Source organism: Elusimicrobiota bacterium (assembly GCA_016218575.1).
Classification (GTDB): domain Bacteria; phylum Elusimicrobiota; class Elusimicrobia; order UBA1565; family UBA9628; genus JACRDN01.
This window is the reverse complement of the sequence record JACRDN010000017.1, coordinates 246,553-269,275: the sequence shown is the minus strand read 5'-3', so window position 1 is coordinate 269,275 and position 22,723 is coordinate 246,553. Positions and strand designations below refer to the sequence as shown.

At 61.7% G+C, this 22,723-nt stretch carries 23 protein-coding genes; 11 read left to right on the top strand and 12 right to left on the bottom strand.

Going from position 1 to position 22,723, the window contains the following annotated elements; translation table 11 throughout:
• Positions 1 to 2: 2 nt before the first annotated feature.
• The 3 genes from HY921_07830 to HY921_07820 are packed head-to-tail and all read right to left on the bottom strand — an operon-like array spanning position 3 to position 3,220.
• Positions 3 to 1,187 carry a sensor histidine kinase gene (locus HY921_07830; protein ID MBI5630777.1) on the bottom strand — a complete coding sequence of 395 codons (1,185 nt, stop codon included), beginning with the start codon at positions 1,185 to 1,187 and terminating at the stop codon, positions 3 to 5.
• A complete protein-coding gene (locus HY921_07825; GenBank protein ID MBI5630776.1) occupies positions 1,184 to 2,446 on the bottom strand; it encodes a HAMP domain-containing histidine kinase in 1,263 nt (420 codons plus the stop codon). Before HY921_07825 ends, HY921_07830 begins: the two co-directional genes overlap by 4 nt.
• 57 nt (positions 2,447 to 2,503) lie before the next feature.
• On the bottom strand, positions 2,504 to 3,220 hold the full coding sequence (locus tag HY921_07820) for an alpha/beta fold hydrolase (protein ID MBI5630775.1): 717 nt from the start codon (positions 3,218 to 3,220) through the stop codon (positions 2,504 to 2,506).
• 85 nt (positions 3,221 to 3,305) lie between these two features.
• On the opposite strand from HY921_07820, the gene HY921_07815 reads away from it, so the two are divergent.
• The 5 genes from HY921_07815 to HY921_07795 all read left to right on the top strand — a co-directional run bounded on the left by HY921_07815 (position 3,306) and on the right by HY921_07795 (position 8,391).
• Positions 3,306 to 4,487, top strand: a complete 1,182-nt coding sequence (locus HY921_07815; protein ID MBI5630774.1) for a class I SAM-dependent rRNA methyltransferase — start codon at positions 3,306 to 3,308, stop codon at positions 4,485 to 4,487.
• Entirely contained in the window at positions 4,484 to 5,914 is a 1,431-nt protein-coding gene (locus HY921_07810; GenBank protein MBI5630773.1) for a phosphotransferase, read from the top strand. The genes HY921_07815 and HY921_07810 overlap by 4 nt, the downstream gene beginning before the upstream one ends.
• Before the next feature lie 14 nt (positions 5,915 to 5,928).
• A complete protein-coding gene (locus HY921_07805) occupies positions 5,929 to 6,651 on the top strand; it encodes a nucleotidyltransferase family protein (GenBank protein ID MBI5630772.1) in 723 nt (240 codons plus the stop codon).
• A gap of 143 nt (positions 6,652 to 6,794) precedes the next feature.
• Complete coding sequence (locus HY921_07800; protein MBI5630771.1) at positions 6,795 to 7,565, top strand: hypothetical protein; 771 nt, start codon at positions 6,795 to 6,797, stop codon at positions 7,563 to 7,565.
• 238 nt (positions 7,566 to 7,803) lie between these two features.
• Positions 7,804 to 8,391, top strand: coding sequence for a peroxiredoxin (locus HY921_07795; GenBank protein ID MBI5630770.1), 588 nt, complete (start codon positions 7,804 to 7,806; stop codon positions 8,389 to 8,391).
• Positions 8,392 to 8,483: 92 nt separating this feature from the next.
• On the opposite strand, the gene HY921_07790 is transcribed toward HY921_07795, so the two are convergent.
• Genes HY921_07790 through HY921_07775 form a run of 4 tightly spaced genes read right to left on the bottom strand, consistent with a single transcriptional unit; the run spans position 8,484 to position 10,283 of the window.
• Complete coding sequence (locus tag HY921_07790) at positions 8,484 to 9,203, bottom strand: hypothetical protein (GenBank protein ID MBI5630769.1); 720 nt, start codon at positions 9,201 to 9,203, stop codon at positions 8,484 to 8,486.
• Positions 9,204 to 9,215: 12 nt separating this feature from the next.
• Entirely contained in the window at positions 9,216 to 9,440 is a 225-nt protein-coding gene (locus HY921_07785) for a CopG family transcriptional regulator (protein ID MBI5630768.1), read from the bottom strand.
• Entirely contained in the window at positions 9,430 to 9,591 is a 162-nt protein-coding gene (locus HY921_07780) for a BrnT family toxin (GenBank protein MBI5630767.1), read from the bottom strand. Before HY921_07780 ends, HY921_07785 begins: the two co-directional genes overlap by 11 nt.
• Before the next feature lie 38 nt (positions 9,592 to 9,629).
• Positions 9,630 to 10,283: an aminopeptidase P family protein gene (locus HY921_07775; GenBank protein MBI5630766.1), complete on the bottom strand. Its 654-nt coding sequence runs from the start codon at positions 10,281 to 10,283 to the stop codon at positions 9,630 to 9,632.
• Positions 10,284 to 10,400: 117 nt separating this feature from the next.
• Here HY921_07775 and msrB point away from each other — a divergent pair, with 117 nt between their 5' ends.
• The 4 genes from msrB to HY921_07755 are packed head-to-tail and all read left to right on the top strand — an operon-like array spanning position 10,401 to position 12,455.
• The gene (gene msrB, locus HY921_07770; GenBank protein MBI5630765.1) at positions 10,401 to 10,850 is read left to right on the top strand and encodes a peptide-methionine (R)-S-oxide reductase MsrB; all 450 of its coding nucleotides are present in this window, start codon (positions 10,401 to 10,403) and stop codon (positions 10,848 to 10,850) included.
• Positions 10,847 to 11,347: a peptide-methionine (S)-S-oxide reductase MsrA gene (msrA, locus tag HY921_07765; GenBank protein ID MBI5630764.1), complete on the top strand. Its 501-nt coding sequence runs from the start codon at positions 10,847 to 10,849 to the stop codon at positions 11,345 to 11,347. The genes msrB and msrA (HY921_07765) overlap by 4 nt, the downstream gene beginning before the upstream one ends.
• Positions 11,326 to 11,931: a peptide-methionine (S)-S-oxide reductase MsrA gene (msrA, locus tag HY921_07760; protein ID MBI5630763.1), complete on the top strand. Its 606-nt coding sequence runs from the start codon at positions 11,326 to 11,328 to the stop codon at positions 11,929 to 11,931. The genes msrA (HY921_07765) and msrA (HY921_07760) overlap by 22 nt, the downstream gene beginning before the upstream one ends.
• Before the next feature lie 56 nt (positions 11,932 to 11,987).
• Positions 11,988 to 12,455 (top strand): hypothetical protein, encoded by a 468-nt coding sequence (locus HY921_07755; protein MBI5630762.1) that lies wholly within the window; start codon positions 11,988 to 11,990, stop codon positions 12,453 to 12,455.
• Here the strand turns inward: HY921_07755 and HY921_07750 are convergent.
• Positions 12,418 to 13,323, bottom strand: a complete 906-nt coding sequence (locus HY921_07750) for a LysR family transcriptional regulator (GenBank protein MBI5630761.1) — start codon at positions 13,321 to 13,323, stop codon at positions 12,418 to 12,420. The genes HY921_07755 and HY921_07750 overlap by 38 nt on opposite strands.
• A gap of 97 nt (positions 13,324 to 13,420) precedes the next feature.
• Between HY921_07750 and HY921_07745 the strand changes: the two genes are divergently transcribed.
• On the top strand, positions 13,421 to 14,269 hold the full coding sequence (locus HY921_07745; protein MBI5630760.1) for a hypothetical protein: 849 nt from the start codon (positions 13,421 to 13,423) through the stop codon (positions 14,267 to 14,269).
• A gap of 75 nt (positions 14,270 to 14,344) precedes the next feature.
• Here the strand turns inward: HY921_07745 and HY921_07740 are convergent, their stop codons facing one another.
• Positions 14,345 to 16,315, bottom strand: coding sequence for an APC family permease (locus HY921_07740; GenBank protein ID MBI5630759.1), 1,971 nt, complete (start codon positions 16,313 to 16,315; stop codon positions 14,345 to 14,347).
• Positions 16,316 to 16,332: 17 nt separating this feature from the next.
• Positions 16,333 to 18,087, bottom strand: coding sequence for an ABC-F family ATP-binding cassette domain-containing protein (locus tag HY921_07735; GenBank protein MBI5630758.1), 1,755 nt, complete (start codon positions 18,085 to 18,087; stop codon positions 16,333 to 16,335).
• A 134-nt stretch (positions 18,088 to 18,221) separates the two neighbouring features.
• On the opposite strand from HY921_07735, the gene tadA reads away from it, so the two are divergent.
• Positions 18,222 to 19,952 carry a Flp pilus assembly complex ATPase component TadA gene (tadA, locus tag HY921_07730; GenBank protein MBI5630757.1) on the top strand — a complete coding sequence of 577 codons (1,731 nt, stop codon included), beginning with the start codon at positions 18,222 to 18,224 and terminating at the stop codon, positions 19,950 to 19,952.
• Here tadA and HY921_07725 read toward each other — a convergent pair.
• Entirely contained in the window at positions 19,949 to 21,865 is a 1,917-nt protein-coding gene (locus HY921_07725; protein ID MBI5630756.1) for a YgiQ family radical SAM protein, read from the bottom strand. The two genes, tadA and HY921_07725, sit on opposite strands and share 4 nt — an antisense overlap.
• A 73-nt stretch (positions 21,866 to 21,938) precedes the next feature.
• Entirely contained in the window at positions 21,939 to 22,556 is a 618-nt protein-coding gene (locus tag HY921_07720) for a CPBP family intramembrane metalloprotease (GenBank protein MBI5630755.1), read from the bottom strand.
• Between the last annotated feature and the right edge of the window lie 167 nt (positions 22,557 to 22,723).

The following is a 22,723-nucleotide window of genomic DNA, read 5'->3' as shown; positions in this document are numbered from 1 at the left end:
AACTATCGGCCGCGCAGGACTTGAGGCAGGCTTCTGCGATCGAAGACCGGCAGCTCGAACGAAAATTCAGAGCCATTTCCCAGCTCGCTCTTAATCTCGAGCTTGGAGCCCATGGCCCGCAGCAACCGGTGCACTATTTGGAGGCCCAGGCCGTAGCCGTCGGCATGAGCTCGGCCTGCGTTGGTTCTATGCCCGCCCTCGCTTGAAAGAATCCGGACGTCGTCCTCGCTCATGCCGATTCCAGTGTCCGCTATCGAAATTCTCACATATCCTGGGGATTCGGAGGGCAGTATCCTCACCGAGACCCTGCCGCCCTGCCCCGTGTATTTCAAGGCATTGCCGATGAGATTGTCCAAAATGACGTCCACCGCGTGTTCGTCCATCCAGGCATCCGTTCGCTCCGGGATACGGGTCTCGAGCAGCAAATTTATCTTCCTTCCTTTCGCGCGATCCTCAAGCCTCAGAAGGTGCCCCTTTATGACGTCGTGGATGGGGAAAACGTGGATCGCCGGCTTCCAGCCCTCTTTTTGCACGGCGTACAGGCTCAATTGGGCCTGCATCATGTGCCTGGCGGCGCTCGCCCCGCGCATGGCCATTTCCGCAAACTCCACGATGATCCCCATGGAATTGTTAGGAATGCCTTGTCCCAAAACCATCTCAAGCCCTCCCAAGATCGTCGCCAAATAGCCTCTAGCGGTATGGGCGAATTGTAAGACGGTCTCCTCCCCGGTCCTGGCGGCCTCGACGTCAGCGCTGGATTTGTTCTCAAGGAGGCGCGCCGCGCGCTCCACCTCCGGATGATCCGGCCGGGAACCGGCCTGCCATGGACCCAAGGAGGCATCGTGGCGGACATAACCTTCCACCATGGAGACCACTGCCTGGACCGCAGGCTCCTCGCCCCTGTAATGGCTCGGCGCTTCGCCCGCAAGGGCCTCCTGAATCTCGACGCCATGCTGGCGCGCCGAGGAATCAGAGCCCTTGAATATCGCCGCCGAGGAAGGCGTGATGGCTCGGATCATTTCGAGCCGGGCCGGAGCCGGGCGCATGCCTAAGACAAGATTCACGGTTCCCGTCGGATATATCCTGGGAGAAAGGGGCGCAAGCTCGAACCCGGCGCCTTCGGCATTGCCGGCCGCGAACGCATTCCATGGAAGAACGAAGAACACCGCGACGAGGATATGCTTCATTCGAAATCCGCGAGGGGAAGCTCGAAGGCGAACTCCGAGCCCTTCCCGGGCTTGCTCTTGATCTCAAGCCGGGAGCCCATCGCCTTCAGGAGGCGCCGCACCTCCGGCATGCCGATGCCGTGGCCGGCGGCGTGCTTCTTGCCCGCCGCGGTCCTGTAGCCCGCGGAATCATCATCCAGGAGGATCTCGATGTCTTTCCTTCCTATGCCGATGCCCTCGTCCGCCACGGAAATCCTGACATAACCCCGGCGCCGGGAGAGGGCCAGGCGCGCCGTCACTTTCCCGTTTTCCCCGCTGTACTTCAAGGCGTTCTCGATCAGATTGTCGAGGACCACGGCAAGCGCGTTCGGATCGCCCCGGACTTCGAGAAGCTCTCCCATTTTATTATCGACCTCAATGGTTATTTGTTTGGCTTTCGCGGCAGGTCCAAGCCTTGTCACTTGAGCCGCGAGAGTTTGAGCGATCGGAATCTCTGTCAACCTGGCCGTCCAGCCCACCCTTTGCACGTTATGCAGGTCCAAATGGATTTGGACCATGTCATTGGCGGCCTCGGCTGCCTTTAAGGCTTTCCCCGCCATCTGTTCGGCCATGGCCGGGTCGTGCAAAGCCATATCTAAAAGCAGGCCCAATAATCCGATCACCGCCGCCAATTTGTTTTGCAGGCTATGAGCTAGCCCTTTGATGGCTCTGGCATCGGCCGCCATTTGGTCGGCCACGGCCTGGGAATGCGCCTCGAGATGGCGCGCCATTGCCTCGACCGCGGGGAATGGGTCCTTCTCTGGCTTATGCGTCCAGGGCTTCTGCAGGGGGTGGCCGGCAAAATCCCCGACCATGGCCGCCGCCTGGGCCAAATCGACGCCGACCGACCGCGCCGCTTCCGCCTCCCCGGAGACGGCGGCTTGAAGCCTTTCCCCCGAGGAGAGAGCGGAGGCTTCGCTGCCGCGGGCCATGTCCGACCGCGGCAGGGCGGTTTCGACACTCTTCAATCGAGCTCGGACGGATGGGCCCTTGCCCCCCGCCTCCCGAGGCTGAGCCTGCTGTCGGGGGTTGCGGGGAACCACGGTATGCCGAGACGCGCTTTGCGACGGAGCGTCCGCGATAACGCTCGGAGGCAAGGACCCGGGCCGGGCCGGGGAGGCGCCCAGAGACAGGCGCGCGGGGTCGAGCCCCGGGCCCGATCTGGATCCTTTGCCGGCCAGGACGGGAACGGCCGCAAAAGCCGCGAATAGAAGCGCCGGAAGCCCGGCTTTGGCCCTCATGACTTGAGGATAATCCTTCCGAAGGAAAAAGACAGGGGCTTACGGCCTAGGAGGCGCCTAGGCCGTTGGACCTAGGCGAGAATTGAGGTAGCCGCGCAAGGCGCGGCAAGCCTCGGGCGGCAGGGCGTGTCCGCCCTCGAAGCTGAAGAGGCCTCCAATGAGCCCCGCTTTGAGCAGAAGTTCGTTGAGATGGAGAGCGCCCTCGTAGGAGAGAAGCGCGTCTTGGCGGCCATGGCTCTGGAAGAAGGCAAGGCCGCGGCGGCCCGGGGCCAGATCTTGAAGGCGGGGCTCGTCCACGAGGGCCGCGGAGAGGAGAAAAAGCCCCCTGGGCGGGCTCGGGACCCGCAAGGCGAGCTCGGCCGCGAGCATGGCGCCTTGGCTAAAGCCCCCCAGGATGAGATTCTCCCGAGGCTCGCCCAGAGATCCGAGGAACTCCTCGAGCGCGGACAGCGCCTCGTCGAAGCCTTGGGGCCGCGAGCGCGATAGGTCGAAGGCCTCCTCTCCCGTCTGAGCCCGCATCATCCGGGCCTGGTCTATGGGGAACCAGGCCCGCCCCGGGCCGAAATAATTGGAGGGCAGGGCCAGGGGCGCGTCCGGGAATATCCAGCGCGCGGGCGCCGCGAGATCCAGCTCAAGGGCGAGGCTCGCCAGGTCCCGGGCGTCGGCTCCGTAGCCGTGCAGGCAGACGATGGCGGCGGAGCCCTCCGGAGCCGAGAACTCGATGGCCTGCAGGGGGCCGATCTTGCGGCGACGCGGCTCAAGCAGGCTCGGCATGAGGCTACTTTAGAAAGTGCCGGCCCCCTCCCGCAAGAGGGAGCCGGCAATGGGTCCATCTCCGGAAATTGCTACAATGCTTCGCTTGAAAAATCAGAGCCTTCCGCCGGAAATCCTTCCCCGGGTCAAGCTCCGCTCGGCCGCCTCCGGCCCCACGCTTTTCAAGCGCATGATAGACAAGGCCGACGCGAAGACCAAGCCCGGGGACATCGTCGCGGTCTACGATAAAAACGACGCGCCCTACGGGGTGGCCCTCTACAATCCCCGGAGCTTGATCGCTCTGCGCCTCCTTGTCCGAGGCGACCCCGCCAAATTTTCCCCAGACGACTTCTTCGCCGACAAGCTCAAGAAGGCCGTCGAACTGCGCCGCGGGGTCCTGGGCCTTGACCGCGTCACCGACGCCTGCCGCCTGGTCCACGACCTGGGCGACGGCCTGCCCGGCCTCGTGGTGGACCGCTACGGCGACTGCCTCGTGCTCGAGTTTTACTCGCTCGGGATGTTCCACCAGGCCGAGAGACTCGAGCGCCTCCTGCGGGAGCATTTCCCCAAGGCGCGCTTTGCGCGCCGGGCCAGCCAATACACGGAAAGCATGGAGGGCTTCAAGGTCAAGCCGGGGCCTGAACTCGTGGCCAGGATCAAGGAGCACGGGGTCCTCTTCGAGGTCCATCCCTCGGGCGGCTACAAGACGGGATTTTTTTGCGACCAGCGGGAGAACCGCCTCGAGGCAGCGCGCTTTGCCTCAGGGCGCAAAGTCCTCGACCTGTGCAGCTACAGCGGCGGGTTCGGGCTCTACGCCAAGAAGCTGGGGCAGGCCGCGGAGGTCACCTGCGTGGAGCTCGACCCCGAGGTGGCAGAGCTTGCCCGCCGCAACGCCAACATCAACCAGGCGCGGCTCAACGTGGTCTGCGCCGACGCCTTCCCATACCTGCGGCAGATGTCGGAAAACCAGGAGCGCTACGGCCTGGTGATCCTCGATCCCTACAAGATCATCGCCTCCAAGGAGACCTACGACTTCGGACGGCGCAAATACATAGACCTAAACCGCCTGGCCCTGTCGGTGCTGGACGAGGGCGGGGTGTTCGTCACGTGCTCCTGCAGCGGCATGCTGTCCTGGGAGGACTTCCAGCAAATCGTGCGCACGGCGGCGGGCTCGGCCGGCAAGCGCCTGCAGATTTTCAAGAAATCGGGGGCCGGCCCGGACCATCCCTTCGCTGTGGACCACCCGGAGGGAGAATACCTCAAGGTGATCTGGGGGCGGGCCATTTGAAGGAAGAGAGGCTCCAGGAGCTCTACCGATCTCATTTCGGCGAGGCGCCCGTCGCCCTGGCACCCCTCAAAGGCGACGGTTCGGCCCGACGCCTTTTCAGAATCTCGAGCCATGGCCGCAGCGTGATCGGAGCCGCGAACCAAGACCGCCAGGAGAACGTCGCTTTCCTCGAATTCTCCCGCCATTTCCGCGAATGCGGGCTCCCCGTGCCCGAGATATACGCCCAGGACCTTGATCAAGGCATCTATCTGGAGGAGGACCTGGGGGACACGACTCTATTCGATCTGCTCGGCCGATCGCGGGGACCCCGGGGATTTTCTCCCTACACCGTCGAGTTTTACTGCAAGGTGGTCAAGGCCCTGCCCCAATTCCAAGTCGCGGCCGGCAGGAGCCTCAACTACAAGCTAGCCTATCCCCGCCCGAGCTTTGACAAGCAGTCCATGATGTGGGACCTCAATTACTTCAAGTACTATTTCCTGCGCCTGGCCAAAATCCCCTTCAACGAGCAGGACCTGGAGGTGGACTTCAAGCGCTTCGCCGATTTTCTGCTCGAGGCCCCGCGCAAGTTCTTCCTGTACCGCGACTTCCAGTCGCGCAACATCATGGTCCGGGACGGCTCCCCCTGGTTCATAGACTACCAAGGCGGCCGGCACGGCGCCCTGCAGTACGACATCGCCTCCTTGCTTTTCGACGCCAAGGCCGACATGCCTTTCGAGCTGAGGGCGGAGCTCCTCGAGCGCTACATCGAGGCAGCCTCGGCCATGGTCGCGCTCGACCGCGGAGAATTCCTGAAATATTACCCCGGCTACGTCTACATCCGCATCATGCAGGCCCTGGGGGCCTACGGCCTGCGCGGCTTCTACGAGAGAAAAACCCATTTCCTTCAAAGCATCCCCTACGCCATCCGCAATCTCGAGCATCTCCTGCGCACGACCGAGCTCCCGGTGGAGCTGCCCGCCCTCATGCACGTCTACGGGAACCTGGTCGCCTCCTCCGCCTTGAGGCAGTTCGGGACCGCGTCCCTCAAACTCACCGTGCGGCTCCAAAGCTTCTCCTACAAGGATGGGATGCCGGCCGACGAGAAGGGCCACGGCGGCGGGTTCGTCTTCGACTGCCGGGCTCTGCCAAACCCGGGCCGGCGCGGGGAATTCGCCAAACTCAGCGGGAAGGACCCGGAGGTGATCGAATACCTGAAAGGGCAGGCCCCCGTGAATAAGTTTCTCTCCAACGTCTTCGAACTGGTGGACCTGGCCGTCGAGAACTACCAGAGCCGCAATTTCACAGATCTCTTGGTGGCCTTCGGCTGCACCGGCGGCCAGCACCGCTCGGTCTACTGCGCCGAGCGCCTGGCCCTGCACCTGCGCGGGACGCGCAAGGTGGACGTGGAGCTCCGGCACCGGGAGCTCGACAAGCGCGAGGAGGGCTGAAGGCCTTGAAGGCGATGATCTTGGCCGCGGGAGTGGGCAGCCGAATGAGGCCGCTCACCGATTCGACACCCAAGGCCCTGGTCCCGGTGGCAGGAGTTCCCATGCTCGAGCGGGTGATCCAGCGCCTGGCCGGGGCCGGGGTCCGCGAGATCATCGTCAACGTCCATCATCTCTCTCCCCAAATCGCGGCATTCTTGAAGTCCAAGGATTTTTTTGGCCTGCGCATCGAGCTCTCCCTCGAGGATAAACTTCTGGACACCGGGGGAGGGCTTAAAAAAGCCTCGTGGTTCTTCGATGACGGACGGCCGTTCCTGCTGCACAACGTGGATGTCTATAGCACGGTGGACTTCGGAGAGCTTCTTAACGCCCACGAGAAAAACCGGGCCCTGGCCACGCTTTCGGTGAGAGAGCGCCAAACGAGCAGCCATCTTCTCTTCGACGCCAAGGGACGGCTCCGCGGCCGGGAGTCTGCTAACGGCTCCATCAATTGGGCGGGCACTCCCTTGCCGGGGGCCCAAAGACTTGGATTCGACGGCATACACGCCCTTTCACCGGAGATTTTTCCCCTCCTGTCCGAGAGCGGGGCGTTTTCCATCATCAAGGCCTACCTGCGCCTGGCCGCAGGCGGCCAAAAGATCCGGGGCTTCCGGGCCGACGCCTACTATTGGGCCGACGTCGGCTCGCCCGAGAAGCTAGAAGTTATCCACAAAAACTTTCCGGGAAATTTTTGTGGATAACTGCCCCAGGCCTAAGCCCGAACCACTGAGCCCCCTCCCGACCTAGGCCTTTTGCGGCCATCGTATTAGGTCTAAAGACCCAGAAGCTATTCCAGGAAAATTCATATTAAGGGGTCCATCGTCATCTACTTCAGGAGGCTTCAATGAAACGGAATTTCTTCAGGATCGCGCTGTGCTGCATGGCCTTGGCGCCCTCGCTCCAGGCCCAAATCACCTCGGCGTCCTTCGACCAGGGCATCGAGCTCAAGAATCTCGGCATCGAGGCGCCCAGGCTGGCCATGGCCAGCCACTACTTGGTCACCTTGAACGTCGTTCAAATAAAGACGGAAAGCGCTTACGCGTCGAGCTATCGCACTTTGCCTCCGGGCTACCGCCAGATCCGGAACCGCGTGGAATCCATCAACACCGTAAAGGGCGAGGGCATTCTGAGCGCTCTCGACAAGACGACGCGAGAGGTGAACACCCAGGTCGTGGGAATCGACATCAAGGGCATTTCCGACCTCGACCTCATCAGAGAGAATGGAAAGACTTTCATCCGCGTCGAAAAATCCGTCGATGACATGATCAACGGCGTTCATGTCCAATATCAGGCGGAATACCGCGCCGAGGCCGAGTTCGTCAAGGGAACTTGGGATGACTACATGAACACCAAGGACGTGGAGCTGCGCCTGACCGAGGAAGGACAGAAAACCGCCCTGCAAGCCTCAGCCAAGGCCCTGCAGACGGCCTTGGAAGGCATGAAGTCCCAACTGCAGGAGAGCCTTCGCGGCACCAAGGCGCGCTTTAGCGACATCTCGGTGCGCAAGATGCAGGCCCTCGGCCGCTCCACCATCCAGGCCAACTTCCGGGAAGTCAAGGTCTCGGGGGGAAGCCAGGAAATCGAGCTCGGCTTCGACGTGGAGCTTGCGCTTTAAAGCGGAAGCTTCAAGGCGATCCGCCCGTCACCGCGGCCGGGGCGGAGCTTAAAGCAAGAATCCCCGCCAGAAGCGCGCCGGGCTTGGGCATTGCGTTCATGCTCGGCCGCCATTCTAGCCGATAACGGTGCGCGCGGCATGGGCCTAGGTCCCGGTGGACCCTGGGGCTCAAGTCTTAGCCCGCAAAACTCGGCGGATTTTTGATAAAATAGGCCATTCTCGTCTTTCAGGAGGCACCATGTCAGACACTTTGGTCCGCAAGCCCGCGCCGGCCTTCAAGGCCACGGCGGTTTCAGGAAAACTCTTCAAGGAAGTCAAGCTCGAGGACTACAAGGGAAAATGGCTCATCCTCTTCTTCTATCCCTTGGACTTCACCTTCGTCTGCCCCACCGAGATCACGGCCTTCAGCGACCGCGTCGAGGACTTCCGCAAGCTCAACTGCGAGGTCCTGGGCTGCTCCGTGGACAGCCAGTTCACGCACCTGGCCTGGGTCAACACCCCGCGCAAGGAAGGCGGCTTGGGCGAGATCCAATACCCACTTCTGGCCGACCTGTCCCGGCAAATCGCCTCGGACTACGGGGTCCTCACCCCGGAGGGCATGGCCCTGCGCGGCCTTTTCCTCGTCAACCCCAAGGGAACCGTGGCCTACAGCGTGGTGCACGATCTGGGAGTGGGCCGAAACGTCGAGGAGATCCTGCGCGTGCTCAAGGCCTTCCAGCACGTTGAAAAAACCGGAGAGGTCTGCCCGGCCAACTGGCAGGAAGGCCGCAAGTCCATGAAGGCCGACCCCGAAAAATCCAAGGAGTATTTCTCCACGGTCGCCTAGTAGCCGTAGACGGGATTGCGGCGAGAGGAATTCGGTGACAGTTACCGAATTCTGATATAATCACGCAGGCAGCCAGAGCACGACCGTACACGTCATTTTCCCACCGCTGGCGGCAGCCGGCTCACGACCTTGCCTTCCTCGTTGAGAAACCTCATGCTGGGAGAACCGTCGGGGGCGACCTCGATGACGATCCGCTCGCGCTCCTCACGGTCTCTCAAGACTATAAGGGCGGAGCGGTCAGAGCGCTTGCCGACAAATATGCGCTGGCGCAGAAGCTTGCCGTTTTTTCGCAGCCGCTCGAGCTCGGCCTCCTTTTCCGCGCCCTCCAGTTTGTTTAGTTTATCGAATGCGTCAAAATCGATTGGGGTTTCAGGCGCGTCATTGACTTTGAACCCAGCCAAGCGCTGTCCGTCACTTTCGTTCTGCACGATCTGGACAACCTGATCCTGCTCATACTGATCGAACGTGAGGCTGCCGCCGGCTGAAACCTTGCCGTCGCTCCCCTTGCGCCCTCCAAAGATCAAGCCCCCATTTTCAGTGCCCTCGTCATTGAAAAAAAGAACTCCTGCCGTGGATCGGTCGTAAGAGCGTTCCTTGCGTTTCATGATGAAGCCAGGAAACCGCGCTTTGTTCGAAATAGCCAGCCGCAATGTGCCGTCAGGCTCGACAATGTTGATTCGTTGAACCTCCAATTCATCGAATTTAACCCTGTTTTTGGCTGGCGCAAAAGCGCCAAGCAAAACAACGAGCAGGACGGCGGTCACGACGCCCGAATACACTGCAAGAAAACGCGCGTCGAGAGGGATCTTCATTCTGTCTCCAAGTCAGGCCCTATTGCCCAAACGCTCGGAAATCCATACCTTGATGATGGACTGTCTGGTAACACCCAATCGGCTGGCCTCCTTGTCCAAGGGATGGATCATCCAGGCCGGGAAATCCACATTCACGCGTTTGGGCGCCTCATTGACCCTTTTAGCGCGCACCAGATCAAGATACTTCGAGACGTCGCCCCCCAAGTCAAACAACTTGTCTAGTTTTTTAGCTTTCATACAGTTCCCTCTCCTGATCTCGAGATCGCCTCACGGAAATGATGCGCACGCGTGCGCCCCGATATGTGCTGATAGCCGACCAATGTTTGCCTCCGATTCTGCCTACAAAAAGCACTCGAGCCTCGTCCTCGGATTTGAGCGGGATTTCCAAGAGCTGCGGATCATCCTACGATTCTATCAATACCACGATTAAAACAGCAGATCCTCGTAAAAAGCGCCGAATTCACGGGAGGGATGGCGGATTTGTATCTCCAGGACCCAGGCATGGGGAGATGGGGCGAAGGAGACCTCGGCAAGGCCCCCTTTGTAGTACAAGGCATGCGGAAAATCCGAGAGGCAGTGGCCGTTGGCCCTCAAATTAAGGGCCCAGCCAAGCTCGTCGGCTTTTTTTCGGGCGAACTCGTAAAGCGCCCGGCCAGCAAGGCTCTTCTGGCGCCAGCGCTTGCTCACGGCGTCGAAAATTCTGCGCGCTCCATCGCGACAGCGGAAAAACTCGGCATTTGAACCGGTCGTGAAGGTATCCCCTGCGTCCCCCTCGTAGCCGCCCCAAACCGGACCTATGTCCACGAAGAAGATGTCGTCTGGCCCCAGGCGGCATCCCGGAGCCGACAATTCCCCGTAAAGTTTCGTGGTGTTGGGCCCAAAGCGGATCCAGGGGCGGTGCCAATGCTTCTCGGCGCCCATCTCCGCGAGAACGGCCTTGGCGATCCCGTAGGCATCCTCCTCCGGCATCCCCGCCTTCATGGCCCCGGCGATTTCAGCCACGGCCTGCAGAGTCCTCTCGCGGGCCTTAAGAAGCCTGCTCAAATCGAAATCCGCCTTCCGCCGCTCGATCTCGCGCATGAATTCGGTAACTGTCACCGAATTAAACAATATAATATAGTTATGAGAGCATTCGCTGTCGTCGTGATTCTTGCGTATGCCTCCGTCGGAGCCGGCCCCGCGCCCCGAAAGAAAACCATGAAAAACTACTCAAAGCCTCCGCAGGAAGAGCTGAAAAAGAGGTTGACTCCTCTGCAGTACTCGGTGACCCAAGAGGAGGACACGGAGCGCCCGTTTAAGAACGAATATTGGGACAACCATAAGCCCGGAATATACGTGGACGTGGTCTCGGGAGAACCCCTTTTCTCCTCGGCCGAAAAGTTCGACTCGGGCACGGGCTGGCCGAGTTTTATCAGGCCCCTGGTGCCGGAAAACGTCGTGGAGAAGACGGAACGGAAGCTCTTCATTAAGCGCACGGAAGTCCGCTCTAAGCACGGGGGCTCCCACCTGGGCCATGTGTTTCCGGACGGGCCGGCCCCGACAGGTCTTCGCTACTGCATCAACTCGGCCTCCCTTAGATTTATCTCCGCCGACAAGCTCGAGGCCGAGGGCTACGGGGAGTTCGCGCGCTTCTTCAAAAAACCATGAGCCCCGACCAGGGCCTCGAAACCGCCACCTTGGCCGGGGGCTGTTTTTGGGGCATGGAGGAGCTTCTGCGCCGAATTCCCGGAGTAGTTTCAACGAAAGCCGGCTACACCGGAGGCCGGCGCCCGAACGCCACTTACGGCATGGTGAGCACCGGGAGCTCTGGCCACGCCGAGGCCGTGGAGGTCCAGTTCGACCCGGCCAAACTCTCCTATGAGGAGCTGCTGGGCTATTTCTTCCGGATGCACGATCCCACCACGGCCAACCGCCAGGGAAACGACGTAGGCACGCAGTATCGCTCGGCGATCTTCTACCATTCCGAGGAACAGAAGCGAGCCGCTGAAAAGGCAAGAGAAAAAGTGAACAAGTCGGGAAAGTGGTCCCGCCCAGCGGCCACTCAAATCGTTCCCGCCTCGGAGTTCTGGCCCGCCGAGGAATATCACCAGAAATACCTGCTCAAGAACCCGGAGGGCTACACATGCCACTATTTAAGGGATTGACCCTCGGCCTAACCCTTCTCTGGCCTGGGCCGGCCATTCCCGCCAGTTCCTCCGATACCTCGACGGAGCTGGCCGCCTTCGCCGGAGGCTGCTTCTGGTGCATGGAGCCCCCCTTCGAGAAGATCCCCGGCGTGATTTCGGTCATCTCGGGCTACGCCGGCGGCAGCAAGGCAAACCCCGCGTACGAGGAAGTCTCCGCCGGCGGCACGGGCCACGCGGAAAGCGTGCAGGTGCGCTTCGACCCCGGAAAAGTGCGCTACCGGGAACTGCTCAAAGTCTACTGGCGCAACGTCGACCCCACGGACGGCCAGGGGCAGTTCTGCGACCGCGGCCTCCAGTACCGCCCCGCCATCTTCTACCTCGGCCAGGAGCAGAAGGCCCTGGCCGAGGCCTCCGCTAAGGAGGCCGCGCGAACCCTCAAGTCGAAGACCCCTCTCCAGGTGGAAATCGTCCCGGCCTCAGCCTTCTACCCCGCCGAGAAGCGCCACCAGGACTACTACAAGCGCAATCCCTTGCGCTATAAGTTCTACCGCCGCGCCTGCGGCCGCGACCGCCGCCTAGGCGAGCTGTGGGGCAAACATTAAATTCCTATAATGAGGGCGAGCCCTAAATCACTTCGAACATTAAAGGAGAATATTCCATGACTACCGCCCGAAGCCTCGCTTTAGCTTTTCTCTGCCCCGCTCTGGCCCTCGCCGCCCCGCCCGCGCCCCTCTCCGGCAAAACGGAGATCACCCGGGAAAACACTATAGGCGGCGGCTCCGCCGCCTACAGCAATCCCACGCTCTTCAGCGGCCTCTATTCAGGAAAGGTGAGATTCGAGACCTTGGTCACCATGAAAGGGGAACAGGGGCTCTCGGGGATCGCGACGGTCAGCGCGACGATAGACGTGGAATGCCACGTCGGCATCGGAGAGCCCTCCTGCGACGCGCTCGAGGGATCGGGGGATGTGTCGGGAAAGGCCGACGTCTACCGACACGACTCCTACATCGGAACCATCCCCGTCACAGGGAAAGCCGCCGTGTTCGCGAAACTGGGGGAAAAAAGCGGCGGCTCCTACGCCCTCAAGCTCAGCGGGGGCTCTCTAGAAGTGTCAGGGTCTTTTTAAGGACGCCCAGAAAGTGCTCCACGGCCCGGGGCAGGGGTCGGGTTTTTCTCTTGATGAAGTAGATGTCCCGCCCCAGCCTCGGCCCCACCTCCAGGCGCAGAACCTGGCCCGCCTTCCATTCCCGCCTAATCACGAAATCGGGAAGGACCGCCGCGGCCAGGCCGTCGATCACGTAGCGACGGTGAGTCTCCAGGAACTCGCCCTCGTACTGGATGTTCCTTAGAGCGCGATGGTCCGGGAATCCATCGATGCTGGGCTCGGTGGGATCGGACTGAAAATAGCGCGGGGCTATATAAGGAAGGCTTAGCAGCTCCTCCAGATTCCGGGGCGGCCGTCCTTGGGGCAAGAGAGATTTGGCGGCATAGACATGGGAGCGCACAGCACCCACCTTGCGGATCTCAAGGGCGGGATCGGCGATGTCTCCATGATAATAAAAGGCGAAATCAACCAGGTCTTTCCTCAGAGCCTCGGCCATCTGCCGAGGCTCGAGCTCGTAAAGCCCGAAGCGGGTGTTGGGATATTTCTTCCGGAAAGCGGCCAGGCAGGGCGATAACAGGTAGTTCGTGATCATTTCCCTGCTGCCGATCTTGAGGCGCGAGGGGCCCTCTCTTGCCTCTCCCGTCAACTCGAGGCGGACTCCCTCCAGGATGTCGTAAATCTTCTCGACCTTGGACTTGAGAAGCTCCCCCTCCGAGGTAAGCTCCACGCGCCTTCGGCTCCTGGTGAAGAGCTTGCGCTTAAGCGAAGCCTCGAGCAAAGCCACGCTCTTGCTGACCGCCGGAGGAGACACGTAGAGGTTGCGCGCGGCCCTGGTGAAGCTAAGCTCGCGGGCTACCTCGAGAAAATAGCGCAGCTGGTAAAGGTCCATGTCATAGTTAACTATAAGTTAATCAATGTATTCAACTTTATTTACTTTACATTCTTAATGCCCGGCCGCTACAATGTCTCCTCGCAAAGGAGAATGCATGAAAGACCTCGAAAGCTTCAAGCAAACCATCTCGCGGGAGTTCCTGGAGCATCCCGTCATCCTTGAAAACCGCTACACGCGATGGTTCGCCGGGGGAGAAGCCGCGCCGGAGCAGGTGCGCGATCTCCTGATCCAATTCTCGGTCTTCTCCAATTACTTCCTGGTCATCCAGGCCAAGCGCATGGTATTGGCCGCCACGGAGGAGGCGGAGCGCTGCGCGCGCCAGATTTTGGTCAATGAATGCGGGGTGGGGTTGGACGCCGAGAGCGGCTCCGCCGAGGGCCGGACTTTCTCCTCTTCAAACGCCCACCTCAATTGGCTTCGCCAGTGCGCACGCCCCTTGGGGCTGGGCCCTATGGAGCTGGGACGCTGGGAGTCGGCCAGCCCCGCCACCAGAAACTTCCTGAAAGGCTTGGAACGCAACTACTCCCATCCCGACCCATCCGTCGGGGCGGGCGCGAGCTTCGCGGTCGAGAACTGGGCCTCTCACGGCATAGGAGGCGGCGCCGAGCTCGAGACCCACAATTTCTGGAGCCAGCTCATCTCAGGTCTTGAAGCCTTCAACGAAAGAGAACGCCTCCCACAGGGCCTGGAACCCCTACCCCTGGGATTTTTCCGCTGGCACTTCGAGGTCGAATCCGGGCACAGGGCCAACGTCTGGGAGGCGCTCGAACGGGACTTCTCGAGGCCGGACTTTAACCCCCGGAAGTTCCTCAAGGGCGGGAGAGCGGCTCTCGACTCGGTGCGGCTTTTCTGGACGGGGCTCGATGAGGCCCGGCAGCAAAGAGAGCGTCCCTCCTTGCGAAGCGCCCCCGATCACATCAACGTCGCGCAATGGGCCGTTTAGGCCCCGGACTCGGGTTTGTGGGGGTCGTGGATGAGCACCGCCAAGAGAGCGGAGGCTTCATGCCCGCGTTATACATTATTGGGCAGTGAGCACTCGGACCGGAAGCACCATGGCGTTCAAGCCCGCGAATTGGAAGCGGCGCTGGAGCTCGTAGGCCGTGTCGTTGTGCAGGAATCGGTTGAAAAGACCCTCTTTCTCGAAGATCAGCTTGCCGCAGAATACGATGGAGCGCGGGTATTCCTTGGAGACCTCGAGGCAAAGGCGCTCTGCCTCCTCGAGAACGTCCGTGCTGACCGACATGTGCCAGTCCGCGGCCAGGCCTAGCTTCTGGGCCGCTTCCTTGTATCTTTCCAAGAGTTGGCGGGTCTGCTGGCGAACCTCCTCAACCACGATGCTTTCCTTGAACACGGCGGAGTCCACCACGCCCACCGACACGAACACGAAATTCCTGAAATGGCGCGGGAATAGGCGCACGATGGACAAGAGCGAATGCATCCCGAGCCCCCCGTAGCCCCCCACCAGGAGAATGGCCGTGGGGCCCTTGGGATCCAAGGGCGGCGGGGCCTGGGAAGATTTCCCGGGAAGCTCGGAAAGTATCTGGTCCAGGCGCGAGAGGTTCTCGCGAACCGCCGAGTAATGTCTCCGGACCACCGCGCAAAGGGTGATGAGGCTCGCCGTGATCGCCAAGGTGACCCAGCCCCCATCGAAAAATTTCTCATAGAGGTTGATGGCGAGGATCGTCGCGCACATAAGGAAGCCCACGACGTGGATGATGATCTTGCGTCGCCAATCCGGACGGGTTTTGCGGTCCCTCAGCCAAAAGCGGATCATGGACATTTCGCTCAAGGTGAATGTGATGAACACGTTGATCGAATACATGATGACCAAAGTAACCGTGTGCCCGTGGGCGTAGAACATGGTGGCGGCAGAGGCCAAGGACAGCATGAGGATGCCGTCCTGGGTGGTGAGGCGGTCGGAGAGGCTGGCCAGCCTCCTCGGAAGCCAGGAGTCGAGCGCCATGTTGGCCATGACCCGGGGACCGTCTATGAAGCCGGCCTGGGCGGCCACCACCAGGAGAAGCGTCTCGGACACCAAGGTCAGCATCAAGAACCACCAGCCCGCGGCGCTGCCCGGGCCAAGCAGCGCCCCCATGAACTCGCGGGTCAAGGTCGCGTTCATGGTCCGGCCCTCCACGGGCCGGATATTGAGGAGAAGATAGGCCAGGACCAGGCCCCCGGCCGTGAGGGCCAAAGAGGTCGCCATGTACAGCATGGTCTTGCGGCCGGTCTCGACCTTGGGCTCGCGCATGATGGCCAGGCCGTTGGAAACCGCCTCGATGCCGGTGTAGGTGCCGCAGCCGAAGGCGTAGGCGCGAAGCGCTATGGCCAGGATTCCAGCCCAGCCGATGGTGGCAAGATCGGCGCCGAAGCCCGAGCGGATTTCATGGGCGACATGGGGAAGATTGCCGGCGTTGAGCAGAAGGGCCCCCCCGATAACCACGGCGTGCGTGCCTAGGAACACGAGGAAGACAGGCATCAGGATATTGACCGACTCCTTGATCCCGCGCAGGTTGAGCACGGTGAGGCCTGCTATGGCGCAAAGCCCGGCCGGGAATTTGAGAACGTGGTATTCTATGGGAAGGAAGCTGAAGAAAGCGTCGGCCGCGGCCGCGATCGACACCGAAATGGTGAGGACATAATCCACGATGAGGGCCGAGCCGGAAACGAGGCCCGCCTTGGGGCCCAGCAAGGTGGTGGCGATGACATAGCCCCCTCCCCCCAGGGGGAAATGCTCGATGATGCGCGAATAGGCGTAGGCGATCACCGCGATGGTGAGCACCATGGCCGCGGCCAGGATCACGGCCAAATGCGTGTGGGAGCCCAGCATCCGGAAGGTCTCCTCGGGTCCGTAGGTGGAGGAGGAAAGGCCGTCGGCGCCCAGCCCGACCCAGGCCAGAAAGGCCACGAGGGAAATGTTGTGGAATACGCCAGGGTCGTTGAGGTCTCGGGGCTTGCCGAAGACCATGCGGCGCAGACGCTCAAGCATCAGAGTGGCTCATTATACTACAAACGCAGGATTTCGACCTCTTTGGCCTGGATGTCCCTCTGCACCCCTTCCATCTCATCGCCCACTTCCTTGACCCGCTCGTAATCGGCGTAAAGCGCGGGATCGGAGAGCAGGCCGGCCAGCTCCTCCAAGCGCTGATGGAGGACCTGCAGCTCCGCCTCGAGCTTGGCCGCCAGCTTGGCCTGCCGGCGCGGATCCGCGGCGGACTTGACCGCCTGCTTCTCAGCAGACGTGTCGCCGGGCATGGGCACGGCCATGGGATTTTCCTCATGCCACTGGGCCTGGCGGTGCTTGAAATATTCGTAGTCGCCCGGATAGACCGTGACCTTGCCCTCCACGATGTGCACCACGTGGTCGGCCAGGGCGTTGAGAAAATACAGGTCGTGGCTGATGCAGCAAATCGTGCCCTCGAAGGCCTTCAGGGCCTCGACCAAGGCGTCCACACTGGCCATGTCGAGGTGGGTGGTGGGCTCGTCCATGAGAAGGACGTGGGGAGGGTCGAGCAGGAGCTTGACCAAGGAGAGGCGGCTTTTCTCGCCGCCGCTCAGGACAGCGGTTGTCTTGCGCACGGAGTCTCCAGAGAACAGAAAGGTCCCAAGCACGGTGCGCACCATCAGCTCGGAATTATGACGATTGACGCCCAAAGCCTCCTGGAGGACGGTTTTATCGGGGTCGAGCTGGCCCTCCCGGTGCTGGGAGAAATAGCCGACCTTGACCTCGGCCCCCACGAGCCGCTCTCCCGAATCGAAGGCAATGACCCCGGCCAGAATTTTGAGGAGGGTGGACTTGCCGGCCCCGTTGTGGCCCACGAAGGCCATCTTCCAGCCGCGTTCGAGCTCGAAGTCGAGGTTCCTATAGACCGAAGTCCCCCCGTAGGCCTTGGACACGTCCTTGAGGGACAGGACCCTTACTCCCACCCGCGGGGGCTGCGGGAATCGAATTTTAACGGTTTTGGCCTCCGCGGGGAGTTCTATGCGCGCGAGCTTCTCCAAGCGCTTGATCATGCTTTGGGCGCGGTTGGCGGTGGAGGCCCTGGCCCGGTTGCGGTCGATGAATTCCTGCATCTTGGCGATCTCTTCCTGCTGGCGCCTCCAAGCCGACTCCAGCCGCTCCCTCTCGGCCTGGCGCTCGCGCAAGTACTGTTCGTAATCCCCGCGGTAGACCTTAAGCCCCTGGTCCTGGAGGCTCACGATGGCCCGGCACACGGCATTGATGAAGGCTCTGTCGTGCGAGATGAGGAAAACCGCCCCGACGTAGGACTGGAGGTAGGTCTGAAACCAGAACAAGGAGTCGATATCGAGATGATTGGTGGGCTCGTCCAAAAGCAGGAGGTCGGGCTCGCGGATAAGGAGCCTGGCCAGCGCCACGCGCATGGCCCAGCCCCCGCTCAGGGCATTCACCGGCCTCTCGAAGTCAGATACGCGAAAGCCCAGGCCCATAAGCACGGCCTTGGCCTTGGCCGCCAGGCGCCCGTCGGGCTCCTCGCAGTCGGCCAGGGCCGTTGCCAGCACGCTCGAATCGCCGCTAGGCGCGTTTTCCTGGGGCAGGTAGCCGACAACCGCCCCCCGCTTGAGGCTGATCCGCCCCCCGTCGGGCTCCTCGATGCCCAAGAGCATCTTGAAAAGGGTGGACTTGCCGGCTCCGTTAGGCCCGACCAAGGCGAAGCGGTCACCCTGGTTGATCTGCAAAGACGCCCCGCTCAAAAGGGTCTGCTGGCCGAAGGACTTATGGACTTCGCTGAGAGTAATCACGACGGGGAAGTAATTTTACTAAATTCGGAGTAATTCGGTGACAGTTACCGAATTACAACAGCTGATCGGAATTCGGTAACTGTCACCGAATTACCCGCCTTGACAGCCGCGCCATACGGCCCCATAATTAGCCCATGAAATCAGCCGATGAGCGCCTGGAAGAAGACCTGGTCAAGAACAACCTCATAGAGGCCGCGCGCCTGGAGGAGATCAAGGGCGAGCTCGCCCGCTCCAAGAGCCCACCGCCCCTCAAGCAGTTCCTCATCAACCGCGGCATAGTGGTCGAAGACCGCATACTGGCCCTCCAAGCCGCCCAGATGAACATTCCCTTTCTCTCGATGGAGGGGCTCTCTCCGGACCCAGCGCTCGTCACCATGATCCCCGAGGAGATGGCGGTGGACAAAGGGCTCATAGTCGTGGAGAAGCAGGACAGCTCGCTTCTCTTGGCCATGCAGAACCCGAGCGATTTGACCACCATCGAGAACATCGAGAAGCTGGCCGGCTGCTCCATCCGGGTGGCTTTGGCCTCGCGCTGGGCGATATTGAGGAAGCTCTCCGAGTACCATGACCACTACAAGATAAAGGTGGTGGAGAAGCTCCTCAAAAGCGTCAAGGACCAGGGGGCGGAGCTTAGCCGCAGCATCGGGCTCGACATAGACTTGAACCAGCTCTCCGACCAAGCCCCAGTGATCAAGACCGTGAACCTCTTTCTCCTGGGCGCCCTCCTCAACCGCGCCAGCGACATACACTTGATCCCCGACCGCAAGAATCTCCAGGTAAAGTACCGGGTGGACGGGGTGCTCCAGCAGAACGAGTCCCTTCCCCTCTCGGTGGCGGCCGCCGTGGTCTCGCGCGTCAAGGTCATGTGCAACCTCGACATCGCCGAAAGGCGCCTGCCCCAGGACGGGAGCTTCCACATCAAGATCGAGGGCCGCTCCATAGACTTTCGCGTCGCCATCACCCCCACGGTTTTCGGGGAGAAAGCCATCATGAGGGTGCTCGACAAGGGGGCCATGATGCTGGGCCTGGACCACCTCGGCTTCGGCGGCGAGACCCTCAAGACCTTCAAGCACATCATCCACAAGCCCAACGGCATGGTTCTGATCGTCGGCCCGACCGGAAACGGCAAGACCACCACCCTCTACTCCGCCCTCAACGCCCTCAACACCGGGGACAAGAACATCACCACGGTCGAGGACCCGGTGGAGTACCAGATCGAGGGACTGACCCAAATCCAGGTCAACCCGGACATAGACCTCAACTTCGCCAAGGTCCTGCGCTCGATCCTGAGGCAGGACCCGGACGTGATCCTGGTGGGCGAGGTCCGGGATCTGGAGACCACCGAGATCGCGATCCGCGCGGCCTTGACGGGGCACCTGGTATTTGCCACCTTGCACACCAACAACGCCGCGGGGGCGGTGGTGCGGCTCATGGAGATGGGAGCCGAGCCTTACCTCATCGCGAGCAGCCTGCGCTGCGCCATGAGCCAGCGCCTGGTCAGGACCATTTGCCAGGAGTGCAAGGAGTCAGCCCCGCCCAGCCCCGAGGCCCTGGCCTTCCTGGCCAGGCACCTCCCAGGCGACCTCGGAGAGGCCAAGGTCTCCCGCGGCAAGGGCTGCCGCCACTGCTTTTTCACGGGGTTCAGGGGCCGCACCGTAATCTCGGAGCTCCTGGTCGCCAACGAGGAGATCCGGCGCCAAATTATCATGAAGGCCACCTCCCCCGAGGTCCACGAATCGGCCCTCAAGACGGGAATGAAAACGGTACTTCAGGACGGCCTCGAGAAAGTCGTCCGCGGCGTCACCACCTTGGAGGACGTCCTGGAGGTCTGCGAGGACTCCGAGGCCGACAAGCTGCCGGCTTAACGCGCCGAAGGCCGCTTGGGGCGGTAGCCGGCCGACGGGATGCGGTGGACGTGCTCGCCGACCTCCTTCTGCGCGCGGCGGCGCCTCTCTAGGAGTGCCGCGGCCGGGGGCCGCCCGGGGATGAGGCAATCGCAGCCGGGGCCGATCAAGTCCCGCCTCCCGGCCTTGAGCAAGGCCTCCCTCACCTCGAAGTAATTCTCGGGCTTGAAGAACTGCAGGAGGGCGCGCTGGAGCCTGCGGTCGCGCAGGCCCCGGGCGATGGGAAGGGCCGCCCCGGTCTCCGGGTCCTTGCCAGTGTAATACATGGCCGTGGCGACATCGAAGGGGGCGGGGATGAAGTCCTGCACCTGGTCGGGCTTGTAGCCGTTTCTCTTCAGGAAAACCGCCAAGGCGATCATGGCCTTAAGATCCGAGCCCGGGTGGCTGGCGATGAAATAGGGGACCAGGAATTGCTTCTTGCCCGCCTTGCGGTTCTCCTCCTTGAACTTGGCCGCGAAGTCCTCGAAGGTGTCGTAGGCGGGCTTTTTCATGGCGGCAAGAACTGTGGGATCCACGTGCTCGGGCGCGACCTTCAAGCGTCCACCCACGTGGTGCCGGGCAAGCTCCCCCATGTACTCCGGCGAAAGCCGGGCCAGGTCCATGCGGATGCCGCTTGCGACCAAGACCTTGTCCACCCCTTCCACCTCGCGGGATTTTTTCATGAGCTCGGTGAGCGGCCCGTGGTCGGTGCCCAGGCACTTGCAAATCACGGGGCTCACACAGGAAAGGCGCCTGCATATCCTCTCCACCTCGGGCTTGGCGCAGCGCATCTGGTACATGTTGGCCGTCGGCCCCCCGATGTCGGAGACCACACCCTTGAACTCCGGGTCCCGGCCCATGGCCTTGAGCTCGCCCAGCACGCTCTCTTGGGAGCGGGACTGGATGGTGCGGCCCTGGTGGGCGGTGATGGAGCAGAATGTGCAGCCCCCGAAGCAGCCGCGCATGATAGTGACCGAGTCCTTGATCATCTCGTAGGCCGGGATGGGCTCGCGATAGGAGGGGTGCGGCCGACGCGTGAAGGGCAGGCCGTAGTAGTAGTCCATGCGCTCCTGGCTCGCCGGAAGCTGGGGAGGGGTCTGGACCACGGCCCGCTTGTCGTGGTACTGGACGATAGTCTTGGCGTTGAAGGGGCTCGTCTCCCTGTGGATCAAGCGGGTCGCCTGGAGGAACTTGTCCTTGTCGCCGCGGACCTCGGCGAAGGAAGGCAGATTGACGGCACCGTCCCGGGGCGGGGTTTCGCTCGCGCCCAACGCGTAGGCGATCCCGCGCAGGCCGCGCATTTCCTTCAAGGTTTTTCCCGCCGCCAGGCCCCGGGCGATGGCGAGGATATTCTCCTCGCCCATCCCGTAGGCCAGGAGATCGGCCTTGGAATCGAGCAAAATCGAGGGCTTCACCGCGTCGCTCCAATAGTCGTAATGGGCCAAGCGCCTCAAGCTCGCCTCCACGCCCCCCGCCACCACGGGCACGCCCGGGAAGGCCTCCCGCGCCCTTTGGCAGTACGGGATGGTGGCCCGGTCCGGGCGCAGGCGGATGCGGCCCCCCGGAGAATAGGCGTCGTCGTTGCGGACCTTCTTGTTGGCCGTGTAATGGTTGATCATGGAGTCCATGTTCCCGGCCGAGACCGCGAAGAAGAGGCGCGGCCGGCCGAACTCCCGCCAGGGCGCGCAGGAGCGCCAGTCGGGCTGGCTCAGGATGCCCACGCGAAAGCCCTGGTCCTCCAGGACCCTTCCTAAAATGGCCATGGCGAAGGAGTAATGGTCTATGTAGGCGTCGCCGGTCACGAACACCACGTCCACCTGGTCCCAGCCGCGGGCTTGCATCTCGCGGCGGTTCATGGGAAGAAACGGGTGCACCGCCGAATACAGGGAGGTCATCAAAATGGGCGTTTAAAAGACGCGTCTACTCGCCGAAGGCGCCCCACCGGCTATCGGCATGAGAATCACTTCACTACTGCGAACTGGCCGCCGCCAGCATGGCGACGAACGTGTTTCCAAGCCCATGAAGCATCAGCCCGGGCCCGATCGAACCGGACCGAAGGCGAAGCCATCCTGCCGTTGCCGCCAGAGCCGCCACCCCAATGAGGATAGGCGCAGCCGCTGGCTTTATCAGCAGAATCAGCAGGTGGGGCGCCAGAAAGACGAACGTCTGAACGAGGTTCGCTTTCCAAAGCGCCATCCTTCGCCCAAGAGCACCCGCGATGAGCCCGCGAAAAAATAACTCCTCTCCAAAGCCCGCGGCGACAATCCCGTAAGTGAGGGCGGCCAGGATGACGCCGACTGAAACACCTTTGCCCAGAAACGGGCGATAAGGAGACGTCGTGTCGGCGGCCGTCACCGGCATCCAGCGATAGGACGCCCACACGAAGGCAAGCCACGGGAGCAGAAACGCGGCCGCGAAGGCCCAGTCGCGTCTGTTCCCCCACGCAATGCCAGCACGGCGAACAGCCTCGGCGAATGGCACTTTCCACCAAACCCTGACAACCAGGACATAGGCAATGCCGATTCCAAGCCAGAGGCCCGCGCTGGTTATAGAAACGTCAAGACTGCGAATAAGTTGCGGGTCCAATAGTATGGCTCTTAGCAGTCAGGACTTCCTTTTGACGATGGTCTCCCGGCGCAGCATTCTTGGTGGCACGCCAGCGGAGGCAAAGCCAGGGACAATTAAAACCGCTGTAAGAGCTGAAAACATAAACAATTGTACCAAATAAGCCCTACAGGACCGGCGCTTGGCTG

Coding starts and splice junctions, on each gene's coding strand:
- tadA (MBI5630757.1), top strand. CDS start 18,222: ATGAAATCAGCCGATGAGCGCCTGGAAGAAGACCTGGTCAAGAACAAC.
- HY921_07725 (MBI5630756.1), bottom strand. CDS start 21,865: ATGACCTCCCTGTATTCGGCGGTGCACCCGTTTCTTCCCATGAACCGC.
- HY921_07825 (MBI5630776.1), bottom strand. CDS start 2,446: ATGAGGGCCAAAGCCGGGCTTCCGGCGCTTCTATTCGCGGCTTTTGCG.
- HY921_07745 (MBI5630760.1), top strand. CDS start 13,421: ATGAAAGACCTCGAAAGCTTCAAGCAAACCATCTCGCGGGAGTTCCTG.
- HY921_07830 (MBI5630777.1), bottom strand. CDS start 1,187: ATGAAGCATATCCTCGTCGCGGTGTTCTTCGTTCTTCCATGGAATGCG.
- HY921_07775 (MBI5630766.1), bottom strand. CDS start 10,283: ATGCGCGAGATCGAGCGGCGGAAGGCGGATTTCGATTTGAGCAGGCTT.
- HY921_07740 (MBI5630759.1), bottom strand. CDS start 16,315: ATGCTTGAGCGTCTGCGCCGCATGGTCTTCGGCAAGCCCCGAGACCTC.
- HY921_07805 (MBI5630772.1), top strand. CDS start 5,929: ATGATCTTGGCCGCGGGAGTGGGCAGCCGAATGAGGCCGCTCACCGAT.
- msrA (MBI5630763.1), top strand. CDS start 11,326: ATGCCACTATTTAAGGGATTGACCCTCGGCCTAACCCTTCTCTGGCCT.
- HY921_07750 (MBI5630761.1), bottom strand. CDS start 13,323: ATGGACCTTTACCAGCTGCGCTATTTTCTCGAGGTAGCCCGCGAGCTT.
- HY921_07795 (MBI5630770.1), top strand. CDS start 7,804: ATGTCAGACACTTTGGTCCGCAAGCCCGCGCCGGCCTTCAAGGCCACG.
- HY921_07755 (MBI5630762.1), top strand. CDS start 11,988: ATGACTACCGCCCGAAGCCTCGCTTTAGCTTTTCTCTGCCCCGCTCTG.
- HY921_07820 (MBI5630775.1), bottom strand. CDS start 3,220: ATGCCGAGCCTGCTTGAGCCGCGTCGCCGCAAGATCGGCCCCCTGCAG.
- msrB (MBI5630765.1), top strand. CDS start 10,401: ATGAAAAACTACTCAAAGCCTCCGCAGGAAGAGCTGAAAAAGAGGTTG.
- msrA (MBI5630764.1), top strand. CDS start 10,847: ATGAGCCCCGACCAGGGCCTCGAAACCGCCACCTTGGCCGGGGGCTGT.
- HY921_07785 (MBI5630768.1), bottom strand. CDS start 9,440: ATGAAAGCTAAAAAACTAGACAAGTTGTTTGACTTGGGGGGCGACGTC.
- HY921_07800 (MBI5630771.1), top strand. CDS start 6,795: ATGAAACGGAATTTCTTCAGGATCGCGCTGTGCTGCATGGCCTTGGCG.
- HY921_07790 (MBI5630769.1), bottom strand. CDS start 9,203: ATGAAGATCCCTCTCGACGCGCGTTTTCTTGCAGTGTATTCGGGCGTC.